Raw genomic sequence first — 25,309 nt, 5'->3', positions numbered from 1 at the left:
GATACCTGCCAGTATCTGTAAAAGGGTTGATTTACCCGAACCATTATTACCTATCAGTGCAATTTTATCGTGTCGATTGATAGCGAGATTGATGTCAGTAAATAACAAATCTCTATTAGGATGCGTGTAAGACGCATCTTGAAGAAAAAGCATAATTTCTTTCTTTAAAAGTGAATAGTTACAGAAGCCTTCTGGTCAGGCCCTGTTATTTTTTCTGAAAGAAATTACCTCTCACATAGAAAGTGCTTTTTTGATTGAAGGATACAAAAGTAACAAAAAATCTTCTTGGACACATTAAATGTGGTTTATCAGTACCGCCCGACTATAATTCCTTCCTCGGTTTCAATGTGAAGCAGCCTTTTCTGCCAGCGTTCCAGTTCAGTGTCTCGTTCTTCGGGTTTCATTCTGGCCGGGCCATAAACTGTTTGTGGTTCAAGAACCGTAAAGCCGGTAAATTCGAGTATGCCACGATGAACCGGTCTCAGGATACCTGCCAGATCACCCTGGAAACCATCTTCCAGGTAGTCGCTTTCATATCCGCCCGTAGTGAGAGACAAAAGCGCCTTTTTTCCTTTGAACACACCATTTTCGTACAACCTGCCCTGTCCGTAAGTCCTCCCCATAGCAAAAACACGGTCAACCCAGCCTTTGAGAATGCCCGGTACGCCAAACCACCAGAGCGGGAATTGCCAGATCATCAGGTCGCACCATTCCAATTTTTCTTGCTCGGCGGCAATGTCGGCTGAAAAATAGCCGTGTTCAGTGGCATGCAACTCTTCCAGTTGTTGTTTGAAGAATGCTGGATTTTGAAGTTTGGTAAAATTTTCACGATCGGAAACCGCGCGGAAATCCATTTTGTAAAGATCGGAAAACTGTAATTCGTGCCCTGCCGCCAGCAGTGTTTGCTGGGCTTTCGAGAACATGGCGGCATTAAAACTGAGCGGCTCGGGATGTGCATATACCAGCAATACTTTCATTATAAATCGTCTTTTTGTGAATTATGAATGCATAAAATTAGTTCTGCTTACATAAAATCTGAGAGACTCATCCCATTGTTGGCAACGAACAAAAAAGTATGTCCAAACGAAAAGAAACATCTACCAATAGCCTCAACCGGCAGGCACTCAATGACTTTTGTGGAATGGTATACGCCCTCGATATGCTTGGCGGACGGTGGAAAATGCTGATCCTGTACAAGTTGGAGATCCGGAAACGCAGGTTCAGCGAACTTCGCGACGAACTGCCTAATATCAGTGAGCGAATGCTGACACTGGTATTGAAGGAGCTTGAAAAAAACCATCTGGTCAAGCGGCTCGCCTATGCCGAGGTGCCGGTCCGGGTTGAATACGAACTGACAGAATCAGCCCGAATACTCAGCCCGGTCTGGCACGCGATGGAACAATGGGGCGACGACCACAAGAAGATTTATGGAGAAGTAGTCGAGGATTTGGTGTAGTTTAATGCGACGAGAGCGATATATTTACACGTAATGTTCTGTTAGAAAGCATATTGGCGTAATCCGCCATCGACTACCGCCACAGTACCGGTAATGTATCTCGCACGAGGCGATACCAGGAAAACTGCCATGTTGGCCATATCCTGTGGCTGACCGAAATCGCCCAAAGGAATTTCGTTGCCAGCATATTCTTTACGCTCGTCTGCGGAAAAGAACCGACGGATGTTTGCCGTGTCAATCAAGCCTGGTTGCAGACAGTTTACCGTAATACCATACTGCCCCAGTTGTCCCGAAAGCTGTTTGGACCACATGACGATAGCCGATTTGGCAACCGACGAAACATTGACCGTGCGCAGCTCGTAAGTACTGGCAAGGTTCAGGATGGCGCCTTGTTTGCGCCCGATAAAATGAGGCAAAAGCTGCTGCGTGAGTTGTCGGGGCCGATCAAAGTCCAGTGTCATGGACTCCATCCAAGGCTCCTCCGGCCCGACCACATCTACCGGGGAACTCCGGCCAGCATTGTTGATGAGAATATCCACTTGCCCAAGCTCGGCAAGCGCTGCCGCAGCAATGTTCTGCGGTGCGTCGGTGGCAACAAAATCCTGAACGAAAGTAGCCGGTACCACGCCGCCCGCCGCAGCGACCTCATCTTTTAGGCTGTTTAACAAATCCTCATTTCTGGCGGTGGCAAGCACTTTTACACCTTCCAGCGCCAATTCTTTCACGATAGCCCTGCCAATTCCCTGGCTTGCTCCGGTTACGACTGCGGTTTTTCCTTTCAAATACAAATCCATGATTTTTCCTGCTAATTGATGATACTATGCCTTTTTTGCTGACGATCTCAAACCGAAAAAATGGATCTGAAATCGTACTGCAAAAGAAACGGGTAGCATTTGAAATTACAGGCAATACATGCAATTGTGAGATACTAACAAATATGTAAGTAGGGGACTATTTTCTACCAGTACATTTTTACTAAAATAGAGCGGTAAAATATTTTCTGATAGCTGGAATAGAGGAAGATAACATTTGCTTATATGTTAAAATGACCATTGAAATGCAACGATACGGATGTCGATGAAGTAATGGTTTCAAAGCTCTTAATCTTTTCGGAACATGATTCGTAACTATTTCAAAATTGCATTCCGCAATTTGCGTTCAGGCGGTTGGTATTCTGCACTCAATATTGGTGGTTTGGCGGTGGTATTGGCCGTGAGCCTGCTGCTTTTCTGGTGGGTGAAAGATGAGCTGACCTTCGATCGCTTCCACGCAGACTCGGACCGGATTTACCAAATCAACGCGCATTTTGGGAAAGGAACGGACGAGAACACCTTCACTTCAACGCCGGGGCCGGTCGCGGCGGTTATAAGGAAACAGGTGCCGGAAGTAGAAAGCGCCACCCGAATTGGTTACTATCCATCGGGAACGTTCCGGGCTAATGGAAAAACGTTTAACGAAGGTGACAACCTTGCTTACGCAGATGATAATTTTCTCGAAATATTCAGCGGCTTTAAAGTAATGTATGGCAATGAAAAAGCGCTTTTTTCTGCGCCCAATTCATTGGTGATCACTGAAAAACTAGCTATGAAATTCTTTGGAACTGCTGATGCGGTCGGTAAAGTGATCACCAACATAGAAAACGACATGTCTTTCATTGTGAGCGCCATACTCGAAAATGCTCCCGACAATTCGTCACTCAGGTACAATATGTATGTGAACATGGATGTGCTGAGGAATACCGATCCGGCAAAAGGTGGCCGGAAGCTGATCGACGAAAATTGGGATGATTATGGTTTTGAAACTTACGTCAAACTGAACCCGAATGTCGATCCGGAAAGAGTTGGGAAGAAACTGACATTTATTCAGGCAACGGTGCTTAAAAAACGTGAAAACACTTCTGACTACCGTCTTCAATCCCTGACGGACATTCACCTTTACCCGGTGGAAGGAAACGAATCAATGGTGAAGCAGGTACAGATATTGGGATCGGTAGCACTGCTTTTGCTAAGTATTGGCTGTATCAACTACGTGAACCTCACCACTGCACGCGCCACCAGAAGATGCAAGGAGGTAGGGATACGGAAGGTCGTAGGGGCGGGGGCCTGGCAATTGGCCAGACAGCTGCTCATCGAATCGGCATTGACATTGGGTTTATCACTGGTGCTGGCCATCAGTCTTTTGCAACTTCTGATACCATTTTATTCCAGTATTACCGGCAAGTCAGGACACTTTTCGCTGGGCGACCCGCAGGTGTGGCAGGTGCTGGCCGGGGCTTTGCTGTTCTGTTTTCTTTTGGCAGGGATATATCCTGCATTACTGGTGTCAAGGTTCAATCCGATCATGGCATTAAAGGGATATTCCAGTCAGGTAAGTGGAGCGGGCTTGCGGAAATTATTGGTAGTAACCCAATTTTCCCTCGCTACAATGCTGATCGTGGGCACTTTTATCATTGGTAGCCAGCTGCGTTTTATTCGGGAGCGCGATCCGGGATATAACCGAAAACACGTATTTGCATTCAATGGACGACAGTTTACGCCTCAATTCAAACAAGCGCTGATGAGCGAATCGAGTATTCTTGGTGTAAGCACATCCACAGAATCGCCCGTCAATGTACTGACGGGAACCGCGTCCAGTGACTGGGATGGCAAGGAGAAAGACCGCGTCGTGGTGATGGCGCAGATGAGTGTGGATCAGGATTTTATCCCGAATTTCAAGATGAAACTTGTCGCCGGTCGTAATTTTAGCGGGACGAAAGCGGACTCTACCCACTTCATTTTAAACGAAACGGCTATAAAAGAAACTGGAATTAAGGATCCAGTTGGTAAGCGTTTCAAAAGAGAAAGTACCGAAGGTATCATCATTGGCGTTGTCAAGGATTTCAATACTACCACGATCCGTGAATCGGTTTGGCCGCTCATTATGTACAGTAACCCGAATTCGAATAACATCATCAATGTGCACACCACGGGTGAACTGGCACCGGCCGCTTTGGCGGCAACAGAAAAACTCTGGAAGCAGTATATACCTCAGTATCCATTTGAATATGCATTTCTGGACTCAAATTATGATCAGCTGTATCGGTCCGAGCAGCAAACCGGGCAGTTATTCAACTTTTTTGCCGGTGTCGCCATTGTCATTTCATGCCTGGGACTGTTAGGATTGGCATCGTTTACGACCGAACAGCGTACAAAAGAAATCGGGATCAGAAAGGTACTGGGCGCCACAGTTTTGAACATCACCACATTGCTTTCAAAAGACTTTATCAAGCTGGTCATCATCGCTATTCTGATCGCGTCGCCCGTTGCATGGTTTTTAATGGACCATTGGTTAAAGGATTTTGCATACAAAGTCAGTATCGAATGGTGGATATTTCCGCTGGGTGGCTCAGTCGCTATTTTTAGTGCGCTGCTCACCATCAGTTTTCAAAGTGTAAAGGCAGCATTGGCGAATCCTGTGAAATCGATCAGATCGGAGTAACCGGTTTCAACCCGGCATTTTGTAGCCATTATGATACTCTTTTTCAATCAATTTATTAGCGGCAGCATCGTCAAATTTTCCTTTTTCTTCATTCCAATTGACTTTATTGCCAGTCCGGTAAGCGATGTTTCCCATTTGGGATAGAATTGCAACATTGGACCCGATCTGTATCGGCGCGTGCAGGTCTTCGAGTTTCCGTGACCGGATTACCTCAATGAAATTTTTGGCGTGCAGGTCCAGACCATTGTCCGATGATTGCTGTAAAGTAACAGCTTCCATTTTTTTGGCTTGCGGTACCACTTCCCAGCCTTTCCTGTCAACGATAAGTGTACCGTTACTGCCCAGAAACGCAATACCATGCTCCCGGTTGTAAATGCCTGCGCCGTAACCGATTACGTGTTCCCACTGAATGTTAAAATCACCAAATTCGTAAACAGTCGTCATCGTATCCGGCGCATCCACTCCAAAATTAAAAGCTTTACTGCCGGAGGCCATGACACTTTTGGGGGCACCGGCTTTCATTCCCAGCAAGGCGTAATCCAGCAAATGAACTCCCCAGTCTGTCATGATACCACCTGCATAATCCCAGTACCAGCGGAAGTTGCCATGAAAACGGTTTGCATTAAAAGGCCTTTTCGGCGCAGGGCCCAGCCACATATTATAGTCGACACCAGCCGGGGCAGCACTGTCGGGGAGGCTGGCGAGTGGCGTACCATAATTGAAATATCCCCAAACCTTTACCAAACCGATCTTGCCCAGCTTGCCGGAATGTACAAATTCGATCGCATCACGGAAATGTTTCTGACTTCGCTGCCATTGCCCCACCTGCACCACACGCTTGTAACGCTCCTGTGCCGCGACCATACTCCTGCATTCGGCGATAGAATTCCCGATCGGCTTTTCAACATACACATCCTTCCCAGCCTCGCAGGCCTCTGCCATCATCAGGCAATGCCAGTGATCGGGCGTGCCGATGACGACTGCATCTATGTCTTTATCTTCCAGGAGTTTACGGTAATCTCCATCAATTTTTACTTTAATGCCTTTTGCCAAAAGTTCAGCAGCGCGCTTATCGAGTACATTCTTGTCCACATCACACAATGCCACACATTCAACGCCCGGATTTTTCAGGACAGCATTCAGGTCCGCCCAGCCCATTCCGTTGATGCCAATAGCAGCTACGCGAATGGTATCCGCAGCTGAAAAGCGATGGGGGTAAGCTGATAACGAGGACGGTATAACAGACGAAAGCCCGGCGCCGGCGATGAGGGCCGAAGTCGAGCTGATAAATTCTCTCCTGGAAGTTGTCATGATGGATAAAGCGAAAATGGTCGGCCCAAGTAACAGAATATTATAAATATAAAGAAATATAATACCACCTGATTGCCTGTGCCGACCATCTTTTACATCAAATCATGCCAATGTAGCTAATGTCAATCTTGCTCGCTGGTAGCTTTTGAGAACGGCATTGTGCCTTTTCCCGTGGCCAGAAATGCCTGCAAACTGATCAGTGAAACATCCCAACCCGCCTCGCACACATCGAAGCATTCGAAACTTTGATTCAGACCTTCGTGCAGGAAAGACAATGTTGTACCGCTTTCAGCCGGACTCAATGTCCAGATCAGCCTGGTACCGACCCACTCCGCCTTGTTTTGCAATGAAGGCATATCGATGTAAGCTTTAACACATTCCCAAACGACCCGCTTGTCGGGAATGGTTTCCAGGATATCCATTGTTTTGCGTGTTCCGCCAAATGCGATGTCAAACCTGTCGCCTGCATGTGCCGCGGCCCCGGTCACGTCCTCACTCCACCATTCTGAAATGTGGCGTGTAATCGCATCGTATACTTCGCTAACGGGTTTGTTTATTGTGATGGTTTTTTGATAATCGTTCATACGGACGTTTTGGTTTAGTCGTGATGGATGTTAATTTCCGGATGTCAGCGTTTTTTCATGTTCGGTACTTGGTTTACCTTTTCCGTTTGGCTTGCCTTTTCCTGTCGTGATAAAGCCGTAGAGACTGTCTTGTATGTAATGCGTCCACGCATTGGAACATACCTCGAAACATTCATACTCGGGAACCAGACCAGCGTGGGTGAAACGGACTTGCGTTTTATCATCCTTTTTGGAAATTTCAAACACGATCTTTGTCCCTGTCCATTCCGTTTTGTCTTTCGTGAATTTGAAGTAGTTTTCCAATACCAGCCAGACAACCTTTTTATCAGGAATCACTTCTATTAGCCGCATTTTGGCCCTGTGATGTTCTTCATGATGATAATTGAACTCATCATTGAGCTTGTCTGTACCACCTTCAATTTCTTCAGACCACCATCCACGGGGATGGGTGACGGCCTTGAATGCTTCTTGCGGAGTTTGGTCTACCAATATGGTAGTCGAGAAATCTGGTGCTGTCATTTTTGGTTTTTTTAGTTGTTTTTGAGAAAAAGTGGAGACGGAGTATAACGCAAATATACCTGCTAATAGTCCGTATTTTAGTACTTGTGCATGGCTTGTAAGTTTCATGTGAATGGCTATGATTGATGTTTTATTTTTGTCAAAACTACGGTCTTAATGTGGCAGTAGGAGGGTGTGAAATAGACATTATGTGAGGTTGATTTGGACAAAATATCCAACTATATTTATCCAAAAAAATCTGACAATGAAACAAGTGACGATCGTAGTACCAAAAGGCGAAGTAAACCTAAGCAGCATAACGGGTACATTTGAGATTCTGACCCATGCCAATGATTTTTGGCGAATGAAGGGGAACGAATCCTTGATGGAAGTGCGGATAGCGGGTTTTGTGACAGAATTGAAATTGGATGCCGGCTTTTTTTCGATCTTTCCAATCAACATTAAAGACATCAAAAAGACCGATCTGGTGATCATACCTTCGATTTCCTATGACCAGGATGTCTTGAAAGAGAATGCACCGCTCATAAGCTGGATGACGGAGCAATACAAAGGGGGCGCTGAAATCGCGAGTATGTGTTCCGGTGCATTTTTATTGGCTGCTACCGGCTTGCTGGATGGAAAGAGCTGTTCCACGCACTGGAATATGTCAACCGATTTTAAACGACTTTTTCCAAAGGTTAATCTTACCATAGATAAATTGATCACCGCCGAAAAGGGCATCTATACCAATGGTGGCGGGTACTCATTTTTGAATCTGATGCTTTTCCTGGTGGAGCACTATTTTGACAGACAGACCGCAATCCTGTGCTCCAAAATTTTTCAGATCGATATTGAAAGGAGCTCACAGTCACCTTTTCACATTTTTAAGACCCAAAAAGGGCATGGCGATGAGCTGGTGAATAAAGCACAAACCTACATTGAAGAGAACCTGAGCGGGAAAATTTCCTTTGAGGAGCTGGCCTCAGAACTGGCGATCAGCAGACGGAATTTCGACAGGCGTTTTATCAAAGCGACCGGTAATACGCCGGTGGAATATCTACAACGCGTCAAAGTGGAAGCGGCAAAGAGTACATTGGAAAAAGGCCGGAAAAGTATTTTTGAGGTAATGAATGAAGTAGGATATTCGGATGACAAGGCGTTCAGGGAAGTTTTTAAAAGAATCACAGGCGTATCTCCATTGGAATACCGGTCGAGGTACAATAAAGAAGCGCTTTCGGCCTAGTCACAAAAAAATGGCCAGCTCATAAAAAGCTGGCCGTGGCATGAATTTGGCTAATATATCTTATTTGAAAGGAACGTTGAACTTGCCTTCGGTAATCGTGCGTTTCACACCTTTATCGCTATACGCCGTGAAAGTGAATGTGCCTTCCACATTGGTTTTAGTCATGGCGGTAATAGTAACAGTTCCTACGCCAGGTTCATTTCGTGTAGAAAATGAATTGGAGCCGTCTCCAAGCGAAATGGATCCATAGTTGGTATAGGTCAATGCGTGGGTTCCTACCAAAGCTGCATACGGCAACCCGATCACTACCACATCACCGGTTTTGCTGTCGAGGCCATAAATACCGTAGTAGCCATCATTAGCTGGCATTGCTACGAGGGAATAAACCAGATCAGGGCGGTATTCCTTGCCGTCTATTTTTGCATAGAAACCTGTTGTATTTGCATCCGGCATCTTAGTATCCGGTGTTTTGGTTTCAGTTGGATTTGGTTCGATGTCATCACTTTTTTTACTGCATGAGGTTAAACCAAATACACCAGAGAATGCTACAACTGCTACAAATTTGAGTAAAGTTTTCATGTCTTTAATAGAGATTGTTTTGATAAATGATTTTTGAAAAGGAAGTAATTTTCGTTTGTCTGTTTCCCTTTGACGAATCAAAACTAATACACCAGAAAAGCTTCTGAGGAGAGACTATACAGAAGGCAGACATTGCTTTAAAAGCGGTGGCCGCCGCCTTAAAACCGGCGGGTTGCTGGAAGTCCCCGCATGTCCCACACCTGAGTTTTGCTCCACCTTTGTGTTACTAATTCAAATATTAAAATTTCAATTTCAAACAAGATGAAAAAACTTAGCCACGTCATTTTTATGCCCCATCCCGAAGACGTTGCCAAGGTCAGGATCGAAGCGGTGAATGGTACCAGCAAAACGTAATGTGTTTTAGCACAAACTAATCTTGTAATATTTCAACTTCTAGTCCGGCTGCTCAGGTGGGCGGATTTCATTTTGTACGGAGAAAGTATGTTTTTTCTGTTAGGGAACACATGGTGGCAACGTTCCCGGCAACGTCTGCGTAAAAAAAATCTCCAATTGCATTGCTCACCAGTGGAAATGGCTTCAAATTAAGTTCGGGCCTGTAATCGATGTTTTAAGCTTTCTTGGAAAAGTGATAAATGTCTTACGCTGAGGCTCGGTCAACGGTCATTTTCTTACGCATTTTACCTGCATGAATTATCAATCTACGTCTGACGAAAAGCTGGTTATCGCGCTCCTGGGAGACGATAATCATGCGTTCAGGGAGATTTATCAGCGGTACTGCAAAAAGATGCTGGTCATGGGACTCAGTAAAGTGGATGATCACGACGTTGTGGAGGGAATGGTCCAGGATGTATTTCTCAAACTTTGGGAACGCAGAAATTTGCTGCGGATCGATAACCTGGAAGCATACCTGATCTCTTCCGTGAAATATGCCTGCATCAACCACATCAAGTCGGCCATGGTGCATGAAAAGTATGTCAATTATGCGCATGCAGGCATTCCAGACGCTTTTTGCAGTGCCGATGAGCAGCTGAATGTGGAGGAACTGATGCTCAACATTGAAGAAAGGTTACGCCAGTTTCCTGAAAGGGCGCAGTTGATATTCCGGCTTCATAAGCTGGAATATAAGTCAACCAAAGAAATATCATTTCAAATCAAAATGCCGCAAAGAACGGTGGAACATCACCTGGCGCTGGTCGTAAAGGCGCTGCGGTCCTATTTTAAAGACTACTTATAAACTGCCGTTTACAGGCAAACTTGATCTCAAAGCAAATCCAGTTAAACTACTTTTAGCGAAGATTGTGTGCCTGATGGTACTGTTTTCGGCTATGAGTACACTGGCCCAGGTGCAATGGTGAGAATGAATGAGCCGGCTATTGTTATTTTAATGTGATAAAAGAAAGAATGTTTTACATTATATCACATTTTTATAGGATTTATCAAATAATAAGTAAAAAATTTTGCGGCTGAGTCCTGCTTTGTTGACTACCTAACAAACATACAACTTAGCAATCGCAGGCAATGAGCCGGGAGAAATTCGCAGCGTTACTGGAGAAGTACCAAGAAGGCAGATGCTCCGATCAGGAAAAGCAACTGGTGGAATACTGGTTTGCCCTGCTCGAAACCAATGCTACCCAAGATACTAGCGAGCCGGAACTGACGAGCGCGGAAGACAGGATTTGGTCGCGGATGCAGGAAGCTGCTCCCAATGACTTCGCAGAAAGCCGGCCATCGATCCCGTTAAGAAACATCTTCATCCAATGGATTGGTATTGCCGCTTCGCTGTTGCTCGTGGGATGGGTTGTTCTCGGAGACCGTTTCGGGAAAATCTTTCATACCGGGACGCACAGCGAATATGCCTGGGTAGAAAAGAACAATGAAGGTGTGACTAACATACTCATCACGCTCGAAGACAGCAGTACGGTAGAACTTGAGCCGCGCAGCTCCCTACGTTATCCTGAACATTTTGACAACAGCCAACGCATTGTTGAACTGAAAGGAAAGGGTTTTTTTGAGATCCGGAAAAATCCGCAAAAACCTTTCTACGTACATTCAGGAAAAATGGTGACCAGGGTATTAGGTACCAGTTTCTACGTTCAGAATGAGCCAAATAAACACCAAACCAAAGTGGAAGTGGTGACTGGGCTAGTATCGGTATACCGTGCCATAGAAAATTCCAGAAAGCCTGTGAAGCCGGTACGACTGACACCCAACCATAGCGCCACATTCGATGCCACATTGGAAACATTTACGGTCGGACTGGCGGACCGCCCAAGACTGGTAAATGAAAGTGTGCCATTTCAATTCCAAAATGCGCCGCTTTCCAAGGTGGTTGAAAATATGACTGCTGCGTGGGGAGTTGAAATTCAGACAGATAACCAACAGATGCTGAACTGCCCATTAACGGCGGACCTGAGCGGGCAGCCGCTTTTTATCCAACTTGATATCATTTGCGCAGCCCTGAATGCCCGTTATAAAACTACCGGAACCACCATCCGGATCTCGGGAGCGGGTTGCCGAGAGGCAAAAACCAGATCATCCATCAATGCTAAACCGATCCATCCAGATATGTAGACACAGCCGCCACTAAAAACGCTGGCCATGCAGCGAACATGGGCCAGCGTCATCGAATACCGGGAGGCTGACAGCGAATCTGCCTTCCCGAAATCTCAATTTTATCAAATGTCCATTCAATAAAACATTTAAAGGTATGAAAAAAACAGAACCTTTACTTTTTAACGCGTGCGGGTACATACGTCATGATCATGCGCAGATAATGCGGATGATCATGCTCGTCGTGCTGGTTTGTTGCGCGACACTTTCATTTGCAGGCAACAACCGCCAGCAGGATGTAATGTCCAGGCCGGTTACCTTAAAATTCCAGAATCAAAGGTTCGAAACAGTGCTCAACAGCATTGAAAAACAGACCAAAGCAAGAATCGTTTACAGCTCCGAGCGGATCGATGTGACGCGTACGGTTTCTCTGGACGTAACTAAAAAGCGCCTGGGGGACGTGCTGGAAGATCTGCTTTCACCCTTGAACCTGACTTACCGACTGATAGGAGGGCAAATAGTCCTCGAAAAGCTGGAAAAGCAGGAGTCGGGCATGGTTAACCCCACCAAAACGGTAGTTGACCGGACGGTAACAGGGGTACTAACGGATGAAAAAAATGCGATACTGCCCGGTGTGAGCGTCATTTTGAAAGGTACTAACCGCGGAACATCCACGGACGGGCAGGGAAAGTTCAGTCTGAGCGTACCGGACGGAAACGACCACGTACTGACTTTTTCATTTGTAGGATACCAAAGTCAGGATATTCCGGTAGGCGCTCAATCAACCATGAATGTATCGCTGAAACCGGACGTGGGCGCACTGGACGAAGTGATCGTGATCGGTTATGGCGCGGTCCGCAAACGTGATTTGACTGGTTCGGTGGTACAACTCAAAAGCGAGCAATTGAAAGAAGTACCCTCTGCGAACGTCCTGGATGCGGTGCAGGGAAAGATTGCTGGTGCGGACATTACGCGTAGCAGCGGCCAGGCGGGTGCGGGCGTGAACATTACCATTCGCGGTAACCGCTCTATCGGCGGAAACAACGCTCCGCTGATCATTGTCGACGGCGTTCAGTACGGCGATCTGGCTGATATTAATTCCAATGACATTGAATCCATGGAAGTTTTGAAAGATGCTTCTTCCATTGCAATATACGGTTCCAGAGGGGCAAACGGCGTGATTTTGATTACTACTAAAAAAGGGAAATCGGGCAAGCCGGATATTTCTTTCAACTCTTATGCTGGTGTTTCTCAGGTAACCATGTATCCCAAAGCGATGGATATCAATGGCTTCCGTGATTTTAAAAGAGAAGCATGGCGAGCAGCGGGAGTTTGGAACAGCCCGGCTGATGATCCTGCTATTTTTACCAATGTGGCCGAATACGAAGCTTTGCAAAAAGGCACATGGGTCGATTATCAGGATGCATTGCTCCACCCGGGATTTCAACAGGACTATCAGGTGGGGTTTCGTGCGGGTTCGGATAAGTTGAAGTCTTATGTTTCTGTTGATTATTTCAATGAAAAAGGCGTATTGAAATTAGATGAATTGAAGCGCTACACTGCCAGGCTTAACGTCGACTACACACTGACGGACTGGATGAAAATCGGGTTGCAGAGCCAGCTGACATACTATAACCAGAGCGTTCGCCGTGACCCGCTGAACCAGGCGAACAAAATCAGTCCGTTGGGGTCGCTTTACGACGATAAGGGAAATTTCAATTATTTTATGCTGGACGGGCAAACTGCAAATCCGCTTTCGGACGAGCAGCCCAATGTGTTTAAAAACAATGTGCTCACTACCCGCATCCTGACCAATGGTTACGTGGAAATCACGCCTTTGAAAGGTCTGACGCTTAGGAGCACATTAGGGGTAAACCTGTCTTCCAGCAGAAATGGAGCCTATTCGTCGCCGAAATCCATCGACAGATCGCTAACAGGAAAGTCGCTGGCTACTTATAATAGTTCCAATGGCCGGACGATCAACTGGGAGAATGTGGTTACCTACCAGAAAACGCTTGGCCTGCACAATTTTACATTCACAGGTATTGCCAGCTCACTCGCCACTACTTCGGACAATGCATCCGCATCGGGGGTCAATCAGCTGATTCCTTCGCAGTTGTTTTATTCACTGGGTAGCGCTACCGAAGAGATCAAGATCAATTCCTCTTATTCTCAAAACAACCTGGTGTCCTTTGCAGGAAGGTTGAATTATGGTTTTAAAGAACGCTACCTGTTCACATTGACTGCACGAAAAGACGGTTCATCCAAGCTCGCAGTAGGAAACAAATGGACATTCTTCCCGTCAGCAGCATTCGCGTGGCGGCTTATCGATGAGGGTTTTATGAAGAATGTGAAGGTATTGAGCGATCTGAAACTGCGTGCCAGCTATGGTATCGCAGGAAATGATCCTTCCGGGCCTTACGCAACGCAAACGACATTGACCCGCATTGCTTTTGGATTTGACGAAGTGGCTTACCCGGCGTATACCTTTTCGAGGAATGTAGGAAATACCGAGCTGGGCTGGGAGCTTTCAGCGACACAGAATCTGGGACTGGATTTTGGTCTTTTCAATGGCCGGATCAATACTGCGATCGATTACTATGACACCAGAACTTCCGATCTGCTGCTCGACCGCGGCCTTCCACCGACAACAGGTGTGACTACGGTGAAGCAGAACATTGGAAAAACCCGCAACAGAGGTATTGAAGTCACATTGAGCAGTACCAACGTGCGCACAGAAAACCTGACGTGGAGTTCCAACCTGACATTTACGAAAAACAAGGAAGAAATTACCGAACTGGTTACCGAAGGCAATGACATTGGTAATGGCTGGTTTATCGGCAATCCGATCAGTGTTTATTACGATTATGAAAAACTGGGCATCTGGCAAACTTCCGAGGCTGAGGCGGCCCGTGCGCTTTCACCCACGCAGCTTCCGGGCGAAATCAGAGTGAAAGATCAGAATGGAGATGGGAAGATCGATGCAGTCAATGACCGGGTGATCCTGGGTAGTCCGCGTCCGAAATGGAGCGGAGGCTTTGATAATACGATCAAATTCAAAGGTTTTGACCTGAACTTCCTGCTATACGCCAGAGTTGGATCGATGCTCAATTCAGATCGCTATGCTCGTTTTGACCAGCAAGGCGTTGGAAACAGCACCGCAGGATTAGACTACTGGACGCCTGAAAACCCAACCAATGATTATCCGAGACCTAACAAGAATGCAGGGTTGAAATATTTGTCTACACTGGGTTACCGCAGTGGTTCGTACGCACGTATCCGTAACATTACGCTCGCCTACAATGTGCCCGTGGGCAAGCTGAACTGGAAAGTAATCCGTGGGGTAAGAGTATATGCGACGGCGAAGAACCTGGCCACATTCACGAAGCTGGACTATGATCCCGAGCGTGGAGGTTCCGAGAATTTCCCGATGACTAAGCTCTTCGTATTTGGACTTAATGTGAATTTGTAACCCAAAAAAAGAAAATCTATGAAATCAATATTGATAAGAGGCGGGTTACTTAGCATGTTCCTGCTCACATTATTTTCCTGCGAAAATGTCCTGGAAGAGTATAACCCTTCCGGTCTGACCTCGGAAACCGTATTCACAACGCCGGAAGGTTTTGAAACACTCGTCAGTGCAGCGTACTCCTACCAGCGCTGGTGGTATGGCAAAGAGGAAGGCTACAATATCGCCGAAACAGGTACAGATATCTGGACGAGCGGTGCTGGCGAAGTATACCGCGATCTGACCCAATACCTCAATTTGCAGGGCAGCAATGCTGCGCTCACCAATGAATGGAGGGAATTTTACGCCGCTATCAATTTGTGCAATGGCGGTATCAACCGGATCGGAGAGGCTGGCCTTTCGGAAGCGTTGCTTCCGGTGCGGGAAGGGGAATTGAGATTTCTGCGGGCGTTCTACTACTGGCACATTGTGGAAACCTGGGGTGGCGTCCATTTTACAACGACGGAAACGAGCGGTATTGTTACTACCGCCAATAAAACACCTGTTGAGACATTTTACAACCTGATTTTTGAGGATCTCAAAGTTGCGGTAGCCAATCTTCCCGTGAAGCAGCCGCAATATGGTCGTGCGACGAAAGGAGCGGCCCAGGCGTTTCTGGCCAGAATGTACCTGACCCGCGGCATGAATAAAGAAGCGCTGGAAATGGCAGAGGCGGTTTTGAATGGAAGTGCCGGATATAAGCTGGAAGCCAATTTTGCCGATCTGTGGAAAATGAGCAATCTGAAATCCAAAGAAGTGATCTACACGGTCGACTATGCGACGAACTTGGCATTGAATGACCTGGCCAATACTACATTCAACCCTTATGGTCACGGCCGGGGCAGTAACAATGCACATTTGTTGTTTTTGATGAAATACGACGACCGGCCGGGAATGGTCCGGGACTTAACGAATGGGCGCCCGTTCAACCGGTATATGCCTTCCCGCTTTCTGCTGGACCTTTATTCCGACGACGATGCGCGGTATGAAGGCAGTTTCACGGAAGCCTGGTATGCGAACACCATTCCTTCTTCACTGCCGGCGGGTATGAGCGTGGGGGACACGGCTGTGTTCTGCACCAGAAAGGAGATTCCTGACGCAGCTGAAAAAACCAAAAAATACCAAACTGCCGACCGCAGTAAAATTTACCAGGCCGATGGCACCGTGAAGGACAACCTGCGTTACCCGACACTTTCCAAGTTCATGGACCCGACGCGGGCAAGCCTGAATGAGGCGCAAAGCGCCAGGGATGTGTTTGTGATCCGGCTGGCAGAGGTGTACCTGATCGCTGCGGAGGCTTCGATGCAATTGGCTAACTTGCCGAAAGCTGCTGAATATATGAATGTACTCCGGACCAGAGCGGCTAAGCCAGGCAAGACGGCTTCTATGCTGGTCAAACCTGCCGATGTAACACTGGATTTCATCCTGGACGAGCGCGCCCGCGAACTGGCAGGCGAGCAGCTGCGCTGGTTTGATTTGAAACGTACCGGAAAACTGGTAGAACGTATCAAAAAATACAATCCCGACAATGCAATCAATGTTCAGGAACACCACGTTTTACGACCAATCCCGCAGACGCAGTTAGATGCTGTCGTTAACAAAGCAGAATTCAGACAAAATGCTGGTTATCAATGAGATGATTTAAGTTAGAGACGGGTTTTGTTAGTATCGTCATCAAAATGACAAGTTAGGCGTAGTCAGAGACTACGCCTAACATAGTTATCCAGCATGCTGACAGTACAATTATTTTTTTGACAACATTATGACTTTCAAGACACGAATTACTGCCATTGCGCTGGCCACTGCTGGTTTTTTCAGCGCGGAAGCCCAAACGACTGCTGATTACAGCTGGACCAACCTTCCCAAGATTCAGCAACCGGTATTTAAAGCCGATACCATCCGCATTACCACTTTTGGTGCAAAACCGGACGGGCATACATTGAACACGCAGGCGATTAATCAGGCGATCGATGCGTGCAGTAAGAAGGGAGGCGGTGTGGTACTGGTGCCATCAGGCTTGTGGATCACCGGCCCTATTGTCATGAAAAGCAATGTGAATTTGTACCTGAATGAAGCTGCGACTTTGCTTTTTACGACGGACAAGTGTCAGTATGCCATTACCGAAGGGTTTTACGAAGGCAAAAGCGCTGCGCGTAATCAGTCACCCATATCGGGTATTGATCTTGAAAATGTAGCGATCACGGGAAAAGGTATTGTGGATGGTAATGGAGATGTGTGGCGGGCAGTTCACAAAAGCCAGTTAACGGAGAGTCAATGGAAGGAAAAAGTAGCTTCGGGTGGTGTGTTGAAGGACGACGGCAAAACCTGGTATCCCAGCGATCAGTTTAAAAAAGCCAGCGTTGAGAACAGAAGTATGCTGCTGACCGCCGGGAAAACACCGAAGGATTTTGAGGATATGAAGGATTTTCTCAGGCCTAATCTCATTGTTTTTAACAATTGCAAAAAAGTACTTTTGGAAGGCGTGACCTTTCAAAACTCGGCTGCCTGGTGCATTCACCCGCTGATGTGCCAGGATCTCACCCTTCGGAATGTACGTGTGAAAAACCCGGAATACGCGCATAATGGTGATGGAATGGACATAGAATCCTGTAAAAATTTTCTGATCGAAGGCTGTACGCTGGACGTGGGCGACGACGCGATCTGCATCAAGTCCGGCAAAGATGAGGAGGGCAGAAGACGGGGCATACCGACCGAAAACGGTGTGATTAGGAACAATACGGTCTATAATGGTCACGGTGGATTTGTGGTCGGCAGTGAAATGAGTGGCGGGGCGCGGAATATTTTCGTACAGAACTGCACCTTCATGGGTACTGACAAAGGACTGCGGTTTAAGTCAGTTCGTGGCAGGGGAGGCGTAGTGGAAAAGATTTTCGCAAAAGACATTTATATGAAGGATATCGCGCAGGAAGCGATATTCTTTGACCTGTATTACTTTGTCAAGTTTGCGACTGACGGCGAACGGGATATGCGTCCGGTGGTGAGCGAAGGTACCCCTGTTTTTCGAGATATGCATTTTGAAAACATTGTTTGTAATGGAGCTACGAAAGGTGTTTTTTTGAGGGGACTTCCGGAGATGCCGGTCCGCAATATTGTGATGGAAAACATGGTATTATCCTCAGAAACAGGCATCGAGCTCACAGATACTGACCAGATCCGGTTCAAGAATGTGCAACTGATCACCAAGCATACCAAACCTGTTATTTTTATTGAAAACAGCAGCAAAATCAGTTTGGACGGCATCCAATTTAACGATAAAAGCGATGTGTTGATCTCCGTCAATGGCGAGCGAAGTCAGGACATTCAAATAGAGAATACGGATCTGTCGAGAGTCCAGAAAATAAAGGAATTCAGCAAAGGCGCATTGGAAAAGAGCCTGACTGTGAAGAATGGGCGATGAAGGCATCCAACTGATATTTCACAGGCGCAGTTAGCAGCATGGTAATGGTGTTTGTGCGCCAACAGCGTTTTTTGTCCCGATCAGCCCGGTACTATGTCTATTTTACACCCTCTTGGCTTCAAATTAAGACCATACTTTTGATGTAGCATATTTATAAGCATCGTTATGAAAAAGTAAGGGTATTTTATGAAAATGAAACCAGGTGAGTTTATAGCATTATCAGCATGCAGTATGACACTGACGGCTTTGGGAATTGACATTATGCTTCCGGCATTTGGTGAAATCAGGCAACATTTTGGGCTTAGTCCCGAATCCACAGCCACCGCTCAGATCATATCGTTCTTTTTCATGGGGCAAATCGCGCAGATCGTTTTTGGCGCGCTCTCCGACCGTTTCGGCCGGCTATCAATTCTTCGGATAGGATTCCCGCTCTACATTATCGGAGGAGTTGCCGCGGCCGTTGCCCCGGATCTGGAACTGATGCTGGCAGCCCGTTTTCTGGCAGGAATGGGCGCGTCAGCAGTTTTTATGACCACCATCGCAGGTGTCCGCGATCGATTTGTCGGAGATCGGATGGCCCGAACCATGTCACTGATCTTTACGATCTTCCTCTTTACTCCGGTCTTAGCTCCGTTTTTGGGGCTGGCTATCCTGGCGGTTTCAACCTGGCAGATGCTGTTCCTGACACCACCTCTGTTTGCGGTCATTGTTTTTTTGTGGTCATTGAGACTCGAAGAATCCCTGCCCGTCGAGCAGCGTATTCCGCTGAACTGGAAAAGCATTAGCCAGTCTGTTCGGAAAGTGTTGAGTAATCGGGAATTTCTCAGGTACACAGGCGTTACGACCCTTCTTTTCACTGCATTAAGCTCCTACGTTGCCAGTTCAGAGCACATTGTAGGGGAAATATATGGCCGACCCGAATTGTTTGCCTGGATTTTCGCTGGTATCGGTATGTTGATGTCGCTGTTTTCGTTGCTCAATTCTCACCTTTCTTCCCGCTACGGGGCTCGACGGACGATCAGGTGGCTGCTCATTCTGTACACGGTGGTAGCAGGTTTCTTACTGATTTGTACATTCACGGCTGGTGATCCACCTGATATTGCATTATTCTTCGGCGCGGTAGCGCTATTAATGGCGATCAATCTGGCGGTAGAACCCAATAGCAGCGCTCTGGCATTGGAACCGATGGGTGATTCGGCCGGTATGGCTTCCGCAATTTACGGTACCTCTTTCTTTTTCATTGGGGCCTCTTTGGGATCTGTCATTAGTCACCTCATGGTCGCTAGTGTTTTCCCGTTAGTGCTCAGTATTTTCGTCATTGGATTGATGACGATATTGCTGGTATTTAGCGATTTGCTCCACGTTGGAAAGGAATCTTAGTGAATGGACCTGAAAAAGTATTTCGCAGCTTTATAGTAGAAACTAGAGAGTTAAGCTAAAATAGATTACTAAAATACGATTGGTGAACGAAACCCGGTGCTTCCTGTACCGGTTTTTTTGTGATCCGCGCAGCTCAGGCAGTCAAGAACGTAACCAGCTTTGCCGTACTGGTTTACCGTTAAATAAGTTTGAAAGTAGTAATAGTTTTATAATCACTTTGTCGTATAAGTTTGCAATCAGTCACATTATATTTTTAAAAAATGTAATTAAAGTCATAATATCTACCACTGTAAAATTTAAAATCAATGCTCAAAGTTACAAGTAATGCAACCCAGACCACCAGGTTAGGAGGTCAGGTTAACGAAACAACCTCCATGTTTGGGCCACTGACGGACCTTATCGGAACCTGGGTAGGCAACAAAGGCTGGAACCTGGTCGCGGTTCCGAATCAGAAAGGCGGATTTATATTGCTGGTGCAGCCTTACACTGAAATACTCACCATTACACCATTGAGTACACCCACGCCCAACAGAGGTACGACGATTGTTCAGCAAGTACCGACATTACTGTATACACTGCACATTCACAGCAATGTAGATGGCAGCTTACTTCATGCTGAAAACGGTACCTGGTTACTCTTGCAGGATTGTCCGGACGAATTCAGCATTGCCAGGCAGGCCTCTGTGCCGCACGGGGATTCACTGCTGGCGCTAGGCGGCTCATCTGTTACCCAGGGGCCACCGCCCATTCAGTCGATCAGCACCTTGCCGATTACGGGTCCGGGGCAAAAACCTTTGGGTTACACCGACCCGTACCTGACGCCCCAGCCGGGTTTCAATAAAACCAATCCGAATGCTACCTTGCTGGATGCCATTGCTAATCAGACCATTATTTCATCTACCAACCTGTCTGTCAGCACTGCGAATAAGGGTGGGATCACAAATATTCCTTTTGTAACTCAAAATGCCAATACCACCAGTTTTGAGGCTATTTACTGGATTGAAACCGTTCAAAACCCAAACACTGGCGGCACCTTCCTGCAATTGCAATATTCTCAAACAACCATTCTCGAATTCATACCCCAGTTCCACGATCCGTCCAAGCTGATCCAATGGCCCCATGTTAACATCAACACGATGATCAAACAATAACCGATTGCATACCGGTATGGTTTTCACCTTCACAATCAACACAGGTAATTATGACAAAGGAAACAGACCGTCACTTTGATGTGATCGTCATCGGCGGTGGCGCTATGGGACTTGCCACCGCTTACCATTTAAGCAAAAGAAAAACCAAGACATTGGTATTGGAGCAGTTTCAGTTCAAGAATCAGCTGGGAAGTTCAGCAGGTGTTTCAAGGCAGTACCGGATCCCATATCCCGAGGAGTATATGGTCAAAATGGCCGTGGACGCACAGCCTTTTTGGGATGAATTGCAAAGCCATACTTCCAAAACGCTCCTCGACAAGGTTGGTACGCTTTGGTTTGGTGATCCGACGGTACATTCAACTGAGGGGAATATTGGCGAAGCCGAAAAGGCGCTCAAAGCTGCAAATGTTCCGTATACCTCGCTGACTTCAAAGGAAATTGAGACGCAGTATCATTTCAAAAACCTGCCTGATAACTACACCGGCCTCTTTCAGCCGGACGGTGCGAGCATTGATTTCAGGGCGACGATCCAAACTTTGTATGAGGCTGGCCAGCGGAGCCCTCATGTCACTTTGCAGGACGAGTCTCCCGTTACAGCAATTAAGCAGGATGGTAAATTGTTTGAGGTAATCACGCCCAAAGGGACGTATATTTCTGAAAAACTGGTGATTACGCCCGGTCCTTATGTCGATAGTGTGATCAATTTGCTGAAATTCAGAATTGAGGCAACCTACTGGAATATGTCTTCTGCTTATTTCAAAAAGACCGATCCGTCGATTCAATACCCCACCTGGTTTGTTTTTCAAAATGCAATTGGTCAGAATGGAAATGAGTTTTATGGTTTTCCGGGAGTCGTATGGGATCATCCGGAGTACATCAGGGTGGCACCGGATTTTGTGATCAATCCACTGGAAGATCCGTCCGAAAGAACGTCGATACCCAACAAGCAAGAACTTGCCTATACCTCGGAATGGATTAAAAATCACATGACGGGACTGGATCCGGTGCCGTATTTTACCTCTACTTGCCTGGTGGCCCTCAGCAAGATCGCCAACAAAGAGCTGCTGATCGATTTTGCGCCTCCTTATGTACCCAACAATAAAAATATCGTCGTGTATGCCACTGGGTGGGCTGCAAAGTTCACACCGTTCTTGGGGCAGATCTTGACAGAGCTCGCGCTGGACGGACATTCCACATTCGATATCACGCCATTCAAACTGGGCTATAACTACTTCAAAGCCATTTAAACCAACCTCCACATTATGAACAAGAATACACCACTCAACAACGGCAGCGCTCCGGGAATGAAAATCGAAGTGGCCATTATCGGTGCCGGAACTTCCGGATTATATAGTGCTTACCGGCTTACGGAAACTAAAAAATATACGGCCGATCAGGTCCAGATATTCGATCTGAATGACAGGCTGGGAGGAAGACTGGAATCGGTGGTACTGCCCGGAATGGACTTCTGGGGTGAACTGGGCGGAATGCGTTACCTGACCTCTCAGGAAATTGTGACAACATTAATAGAAGGTTATCCACTCACGGAAAAAGACCTCGCCAAACGTACACCTGTTCTTACCGATCACATGACGCCGGTAGATTTTCCGATGGGCAATCCTGCGGAATTACTCTTTTACCTTCGCAAGCAGCATTTCAAACAAGATGCGTGGAATATTGCGCAGCGGTACGGCGAAAAGGTGGAGACCCGTTATTACCTGAATGATGATGATCTTGGGTTCAGTTCCGATCAGCTGTTCAACAAGATAATTTACGAGGTATTGATGGCCGATCCTTATGTTGCAAAAAAATACGCGAAGCAAATAACAAAAGGCCCGTCCGAATACGACTTCGCGTTTATGCTGACCAGCAAGGACTGGGATGATATCAAACCGAAGCTAACGTATAACTTCAAGGGTTCGCCCTATGATGGCCGGAAAGTAAATGATTTGGGTTTCTGGAATTTGATCAAAGACCAGGTGTCACAGGAAGGGTATGCATTTGTAGCGAATGCCGGTGGTTATTATTCCAATACCATCAACTGGAATGCAGCAGAGGCCTTTCCGTACATGGTAGGGGACTTTTCAGCGGACGTGGTTTACAAAACGATCAAGGAAGGTTATGACAGCATTGCCTATGCGCTTGCTAACCAGTATATGGCCAACAAAGATGCTCGTATATGGTCTGAAAATAAGCTAATTACATTCACAAAGGATCATGTCAATCAGAAAACGCACCAATATGAACTGACATTCCTAAACCTGAAAAGCAATAAGACCTGGCAGGTGTATGCCAATGCTATCATTCTGGCTATGCCGCGTAAGTCGCTGCAACTTTTGGATCAGGATAATTTCTTTTTCAATGTAAATGAAAATACGGAGCTTGACAGAAATATCCAGTCCACGATCATGGAGCCTGCTTTTAAAATACTGATGGGTTTTCAGCACCCCTGGTGGAAGCAACTGGGTATTGATTCCGGCCACTCTATTACCGATCTTCCGATGCGGCAGTGCTACTACTTCGGCACCGACCCGGTGACCGACAACTCCATGTTGCTGGGCAGCTACGGAGATATGGAAACTGAAACTTTCTGGAAAGCGCTGTCTGAGGACAAGGTTCTGTTTAAGGTTAGCGCAGCCAAATCGGCGTCACTGACGGAATTGAAAGCCTTGAACGATGTTCAGGCAACGCAGCTGATGGTGGACGAAATCATGAACCAACTCCGGGAGCTGCACGGCAAATTGGTAGCAATCCCAGAGCCGTATGTTACCTATTTCAGGGATTGGACCGACGACCCGTTTGGTGCGGGTTACCATGCCTGGAAAGCGGGGGTGTCTGTCAAAGACGTGATGCCCTATATGCGCCAACCCGACGCGAAGGAGCGGATCCACATCTGCGGCGAAGCATATTCAGATCAGCAGGGGTGGGTGGAAGGTGCGTTTTGCGAAGCGGAAAAGATGTTGGAAGACCATTTTCACCTGACGCGCCCCACTTGGTTGAGCAAAGAATACTATATGGGCTGGTAAGTATAATATAAAGAGGTTGCCTCATTTGAAAACGAGGCAACCTCTCTGATCAGATAACCATTCCAACGCTCACCGAATTTGGGCGATAGCTTTCGGCAATCAAAAGTTCATTCCAATTGACAATATCCCGCGTATCGTTCTGAGCTATTTTGGTTAATGTGTTTGTGAAAATATCCTTGATTTCAGGAATCCGTTGGTTCTCAAAATCTTCAAAGACAGACGTGGTAAAACTGGAAATGTTTCCGATGGCATAATTAGGGTTAAAGCCGTAGGAAACCGGCGTAATTGTTCCTGACTCCTCTATAATGATCGTATCAAGCAAGTCAGCCAGTTTGCGATTATGTCCGCAACCCCGTTCGAATCCGCTCACGATTTGCGGATGTGCCAGCAAATAATCGCGGTGGATCATGTCCAGTTGAACGACCATCTGGCCGTCATATTTGCTAACCAGGTAGTGCCCCAGGATGAACATTTTGTGCGCGAGATCATCATCGATAGCCTCACTTGCCAAAGTATCCAGTGCGCGGCCATACATTTCCAATGGATGTAGTTGAAGTAATTTGGCCCCATTTGAAAAGGCAAATTCACCCAACCAGATCAACGAGGTCCAGCTTTCCGGAGTGAGCGTATGGATGATTCCAAACGGCTTGTCCATGTCTTTCAGCACTTGCAGGCCCTGGCACATTTTATCATAGGCACCGGCCTGGTTTCTTATTTTATCATGAAGCTGTTGCGGACCGTCGACGCTAATGGCGATTAGGTCGACAAAATCCAGTATCCTTTTTGCCCGCTCCGACCGTAAAAGCATGCCATTGGAAGCCAGCGTGTTCTGGTAACCCAGCGATCTTGAAAATTTTAGTAGCTCTTCAAGGTCTTTATATAAAAATGGCTCCCCTCCCGAGATCGAAATGTTGTTAAAACCGTGATCAAAAGCGTAGGTAAGAAAACTTTTCAGGCTGGCCAAATCTATCATGTCGTGGTAGCCAGGTGCTGAACTGGAATAACAATGCAGGCAGGTCAGATTACACTTTTTGGTCGGATGGATCTGAATTTATAGGATTTAGGGATTTTCGGGATTTGGTTTTGCGAGAGTTTGTTGATTTTTTTAGGAATTTTTGGATATTGCTTAATCTAATTATAAACACACTATAAATATTTATGGCTATC

At 46.6% G+C, this 25,309-nt stretch carries 20 protein-coding genes; 12 read left to right on the top strand and 8 right to left on the bottom strand.

Annotated elements, in window-relative coordinates; genetic code table 11:
* On the bottom strand, window positions 1–153 hold a 153-nt coding region (locus ABIO93_RS23290; protein ID WP_348072180.1), incomplete at its 3' end, for an ATP-binding cassette domain-containing protein.
* Window positions 154–308: 155 nt separating this feature from the next.
* Window positions 309–977: an NAD(P)H-dependent oxidoreductase gene (locus tag ABIO93_RS23285; protein WP_348072176.1), complete on the bottom strand. Its 669-nt coding sequence runs from the start codon at window positions 975–977 to the stop codon at window positions 309–311.
* Window positions 978–1,075: 98 nt separating this feature from the next.
* Between ABIO93_RS23285 and ABIO93_RS23280 the strand changes: the two genes are divergently transcribed.
* Window positions 1,076–1,456: a helix-turn-helix domain-containing protein gene (locus ABIO93_RS23280; RefSeq protein ID WP_348072174.1), complete on the top strand. Its 381-nt coding sequence runs from the start codon at window positions 1,076–1,078 to the stop codon at window positions 1,454–1,456.
* A 41-nt stretch (window positions 1,457–1,497) separates the two neighbouring features.
* Here ABIO93_RS23280 and ABIO93_RS23275 read toward each other — a convergent pair whose 3' ends face one another.
* Entirely contained in the window at window positions 1,498–2,250 is a 753-nt protein-coding gene (locus tag ABIO93_RS23275; protein WP_348072172.1) for an SDR family oxidoreductase, read from the bottom strand.
* 322 nt (window positions 2,251–2,572) lie between these two features.
* Between ABIO93_RS23275 and ABIO93_RS23270 the strand changes: the two genes are divergently transcribed.
* The gene (locus tag ABIO93_RS23270) at window positions 2,573–4,933 is read left to right on the top strand and encodes an ABC transporter permease (protein WP_348072170.1); all 2,361 of its coding nucleotides are present in this window, start codon (window positions 2,573–2,575) and stop codon (window positions 4,931–4,933) included.
* 6 nt (window positions 4,934–4,939) lie between these two features.
* Here ABIO93_RS23270 and ABIO93_RS23265 read toward each other — a convergent pair whose 3' ends face one another.
* The 3 genes from ABIO93_RS23265 to ABIO93_RS23255 all read right to left on the bottom strand — a co-directional run bounded on the left by ABIO93_RS23265 (window position 4,940) and on the right by ABIO93_RS23255 (window position 7,347).
* Window positions 4,940–6,244: a Gfo/Idh/MocA family oxidoreductase gene (locus tag ABIO93_RS23265; protein ID WP_348072168.1), complete on the bottom strand. Its 1,305-nt coding sequence runs from the start codon at window positions 6,242–6,244 to the stop codon at window positions 4,940–4,942.
* Window positions 6,245–6,366: 122 nt separating this feature from the next.
* The gene (locus tag ABIO93_RS23260; RefSeq protein ID WP_348072166.1) at window positions 6,367–6,828 is read right to left on the bottom strand and encodes an SRPBCC domain-containing protein; all 462 of its coding nucleotides are present in this window, start codon (window positions 6,826–6,828) and stop codon (window positions 6,367–6,369) included.
* Between the two features lie 30 nt (window positions 6,829–6,858).
* Window positions 6,859–7,347, bottom strand: coding sequence for an SRPBCC domain-containing protein (locus tag ABIO93_RS23255; protein WP_348072164.1), 489 nt, complete (start codon window positions 7,345–7,347; stop codon window positions 6,859–6,861).
* A gap of 244 nt (window positions 7,348–7,591) precedes the next feature.
* Between ABIO93_RS23255 and ABIO93_RS23250 the strand changes: the two genes are divergently transcribed.
* Window positions 7,592–8,569 carry a helix-turn-helix domain-containing protein gene (locus ABIO93_RS23250; RefSeq protein WP_348072162.1) on the top strand — a complete coding sequence of 326 codons (978 nt, stop codon included), beginning with the start codon at window positions 7,592–7,594 and terminating at the stop codon, window positions 8,567–8,569.
* Between the two features lie 60 nt (window positions 8,570–8,629).
* Here ABIO93_RS23250 and ABIO93_RS23245 read toward each other — a convergent pair whose 3' ends face one another.
* On the bottom strand, window positions 8,630–9,148 hold the full coding sequence (locus ABIO93_RS23245; RefSeq protein WP_348072160.1) for a DUF6252 family protein: 519 nt from the start codon (window positions 9,146–9,148) through the stop codon (window positions 8,630–8,632).
* A 646-nt stretch (window positions 9,149–9,794) separates the two neighbouring features.
* On the opposite strand from ABIO93_RS23245, the gene ABIO93_RS23240 reads away from it, so the two are divergent.
* The 9 genes from ABIO93_RS23240 (at window position 9,795) to ABIO93_RS23200 (ending at window position 24,142) form a co-directional block, all read left to right on the top strand.
* Complete coding sequence (locus ABIO93_RS23240; protein WP_348072158.1) at window positions 9,795–10,343, top strand: sigma-70 family RNA polymerase sigma factor; 549 nt, start codon at window positions 9,795–9,797, stop codon at window positions 10,341–10,343.
* 284 nt (window positions 10,344–10,627) lie between these two features.
* On the top strand, window positions 10,628–11,680 hold the full coding sequence (locus ABIO93_RS23235; RefSeq protein ID WP_348072156.1) for a FecR domain-containing protein: 1,053 nt from the start codon (window positions 10,628–10,630) through the stop codon (window positions 11,678–11,680).
* A gap of 136 nt (window positions 11,681–11,816) precedes the next feature.
* Window positions 11,817–15,131 (top strand): TonB-dependent receptor, encoded by a 3,315-nt coding sequence (locus ABIO93_RS23230; RefSeq protein WP_348072154.1) that lies wholly within the window; start codon window positions 11,817–11,819, stop codon window positions 15,129–15,131.
* A gap of 18 nt (window positions 15,132–15,149) precedes the next feature.
* Window positions 15,150–16,802: a RagB/SusD family nutrient uptake outer membrane protein gene (locus ABIO93_RS23225; RefSeq protein WP_348072152.1), complete on the top strand. Its 1,653-nt coding sequence runs from the start codon at window positions 15,150–15,152 to the stop codon at window positions 16,800–16,802.
* 127 nt (window positions 16,803–16,929) lie between these two features.
* Complete coding sequence (locus tag ABIO93_RS23220) at window positions 16,930–18,585, top strand: glycoside hydrolase family 28 protein (protein ID WP_348072150.1); 1,656 nt, start codon at window positions 16,930–16,932, stop codon at window positions 18,583–18,585.
* Window positions 18,586–18,771: 186 nt separating this feature from the next.
* A complete protein-coding gene (locus tag ABIO93_RS23215; protein ID WP_348072148.1) occupies window positions 18,772–19,965 on the top strand; it encodes an MFS transporter in 1,194 nt (397 codons plus the stop codon).
* A gap of 305 nt (window positions 19,966–20,270) precedes the next feature.
* Entirely contained in the window at window positions 20,271–21,116 is an 846-nt protein-coding gene (locus ABIO93_RS23210) for a heme-binding protein (RefSeq protein WP_348072146.1), read from the top strand.
* A gap of 50 nt (window positions 21,117–21,166) precedes the next feature.
* Window positions 21,167–22,363, top strand: a complete 1,197-nt coding sequence (locus ABIO93_RS23205) for an FAD-dependent oxidoreductase (protein ID WP_348072144.1) — start codon at window positions 21,167–21,169, stop codon at window positions 22,361–22,363.
* Between the two features lie 15 nt (window positions 22,364–22,378).
* Window positions 22,379–24,142 carry an FAD-dependent oxidoreductase gene (locus tag ABIO93_RS23200; RefSeq protein ID WP_348072142.1) on the top strand — a complete coding sequence of 588 codons (1,764 nt, stop codon included), beginning with the start codon at window positions 22,379–22,381 and terminating at the stop codon, window positions 24,140–24,142.
* A gap of 49 nt (window positions 24,143–24,191) precedes the next feature.
* Here the strand turns inward: ABIO93_RS23200 and ABIO93_RS23195 are convergent, their stop codons facing one another.
* The gene (locus ABIO93_RS23195; RefSeq protein WP_348072178.1) at window positions 24,192–25,187 is read right to left on the bottom strand and encodes a radical SAM protein; all 996 of its coding nucleotides are present in this window, start codon (window positions 25,185–25,187) and stop codon (window positions 24,192–24,194) included.
* Between the last annotated feature and the right edge of the window lie 122 nt (window positions 25,188–25,309).

Origin of the sequence: Dyadobacter sp. (assembly GCF_039919315.1) — a bacterium.
GTDB lineage: Bacteria > Bacteroidota > Bacteroidia > Cytophagales > Spirosomataceae > Dyadobacter.
The sequence above is the reverse complement of the archived record's forward strand: the minus strand, read 5'-3'. Positions and strand labels throughout refer to the sequence as shown.

Coding starts and splice junctions, on each gene's coding strand:
- ABIO93_RS23245 (WP_348072160.1), bottom strand. CDS start 9,148: ATGAAAACTTTACTCAAATTTGTAGCAGTTGTAGCATTCTCTGGTGTA.
- ABIO93_RS23275 (WP_348072172.1), bottom strand. CDS start 2,250: ATGGATTTGTATTTGAAAGGAAAAACCGCAGTCGTAACCGGAGCAAGC.
- ABIO93_RS23260 (WP_348072166.1), bottom strand. CDS start 6,828: ATGAACGATTATCAAAAAACCATCACAATAAACAAACCCGTTAGCGAA.
- ABIO93_RS23205 (WP_348072144.1), top strand. CDS start 21,167: ATGACAAAGGAAACAGACCGTCACTTTGATGTGATCGTCATCGGCGGT.
- ABIO93_RS23220 (WP_348072150.1), top strand. CDS start 16,930: ATGACTTTCAAGACACGAATTACTGCCATTGCGCTGGCCACTGCTGGT.
- ABIO93_RS23230 (WP_348072154.1), top strand. CDS start 11,817: ATGAAAAAAACAGAACCTTTACTTTTTAACGCGTGCGGGTACATACGT.
- ABIO93_RS23265 (WP_348072168.1), bottom strand. CDS start 6,244: ATGACAACTTCCAGGAGAGAATTTATCAGCTCGACTTCGGCCCTCATC.
- ABIO93_RS23250 (WP_348072162.1), top strand. CDS start 7,592: ATGAAACAAGTGACGATCGTAGTACCAAAAGGCGAAGTAAACCTAAGC.
- ABIO93_RS23210 (WP_348072146.1), top strand. CDS start 20,271: ATGCTCAAAGTTACAAGTAATGCAACCCAGACCACCAGGTTAGGAGGT.
- ABIO93_RS23255 (WP_348072164.1), bottom strand. CDS start 7,347: ATGACAGCACCAGATTTCTCGACTACCATATTGGTAGACCAAACTCCG.
- ABIO93_RS23235 (WP_348072156.1), top strand. CDS start 10,628: ATGAGCCGGGAGAAATTCGCAGCGTTACTGGAGAAGTACCAAGAAGGC.
- ABIO93_RS23285 (WP_348072176.1), bottom strand. CDS start 977: ATGAAAGTATTGCTGGTATATGCACATCCCGAGCCGCTCAGTTTTAAT.
- ABIO93_RS23225 (WP_348072152.1), top strand. CDS start 15,150: ATGAAATCAATATTGATAAGAGGCGGGTTACTTAGCATGTTCCTGCTC.
- ABIO93_RS23215 (WP_348072148.1), top strand. CDS start 18,772: ATGAAAATGAAACCAGGTGAGTTTATAGCATTATCAGCATGCAGTATG.
- ABIO93_RS23280 (WP_348072174.1), top strand. CDS start 1,076: ATGTCCAAACGAAAAGAAACATCTACCAATAGCCTCAACCGGCAGGCA.
- ABIO93_RS23270 (WP_348072170.1), top strand. CDS start 2,573: ATGATTCGTAACTATTTCAAAATTGCATTCCGCAATTTGCGTTCAGGC.
- ABIO93_RS23240 (WP_348072158.1), top strand. CDS start 9,795: ATGAATTATCAATCTACGTCTGACGAAAAGCTGGTTATCGCGCTCCTG.
- ABIO93_RS23200 (WP_348072142.1), top strand. CDS start 22,379: ATGAACAAGAATACACCACTCAACAACGGCAGCGCTCCGGGAATGAAA.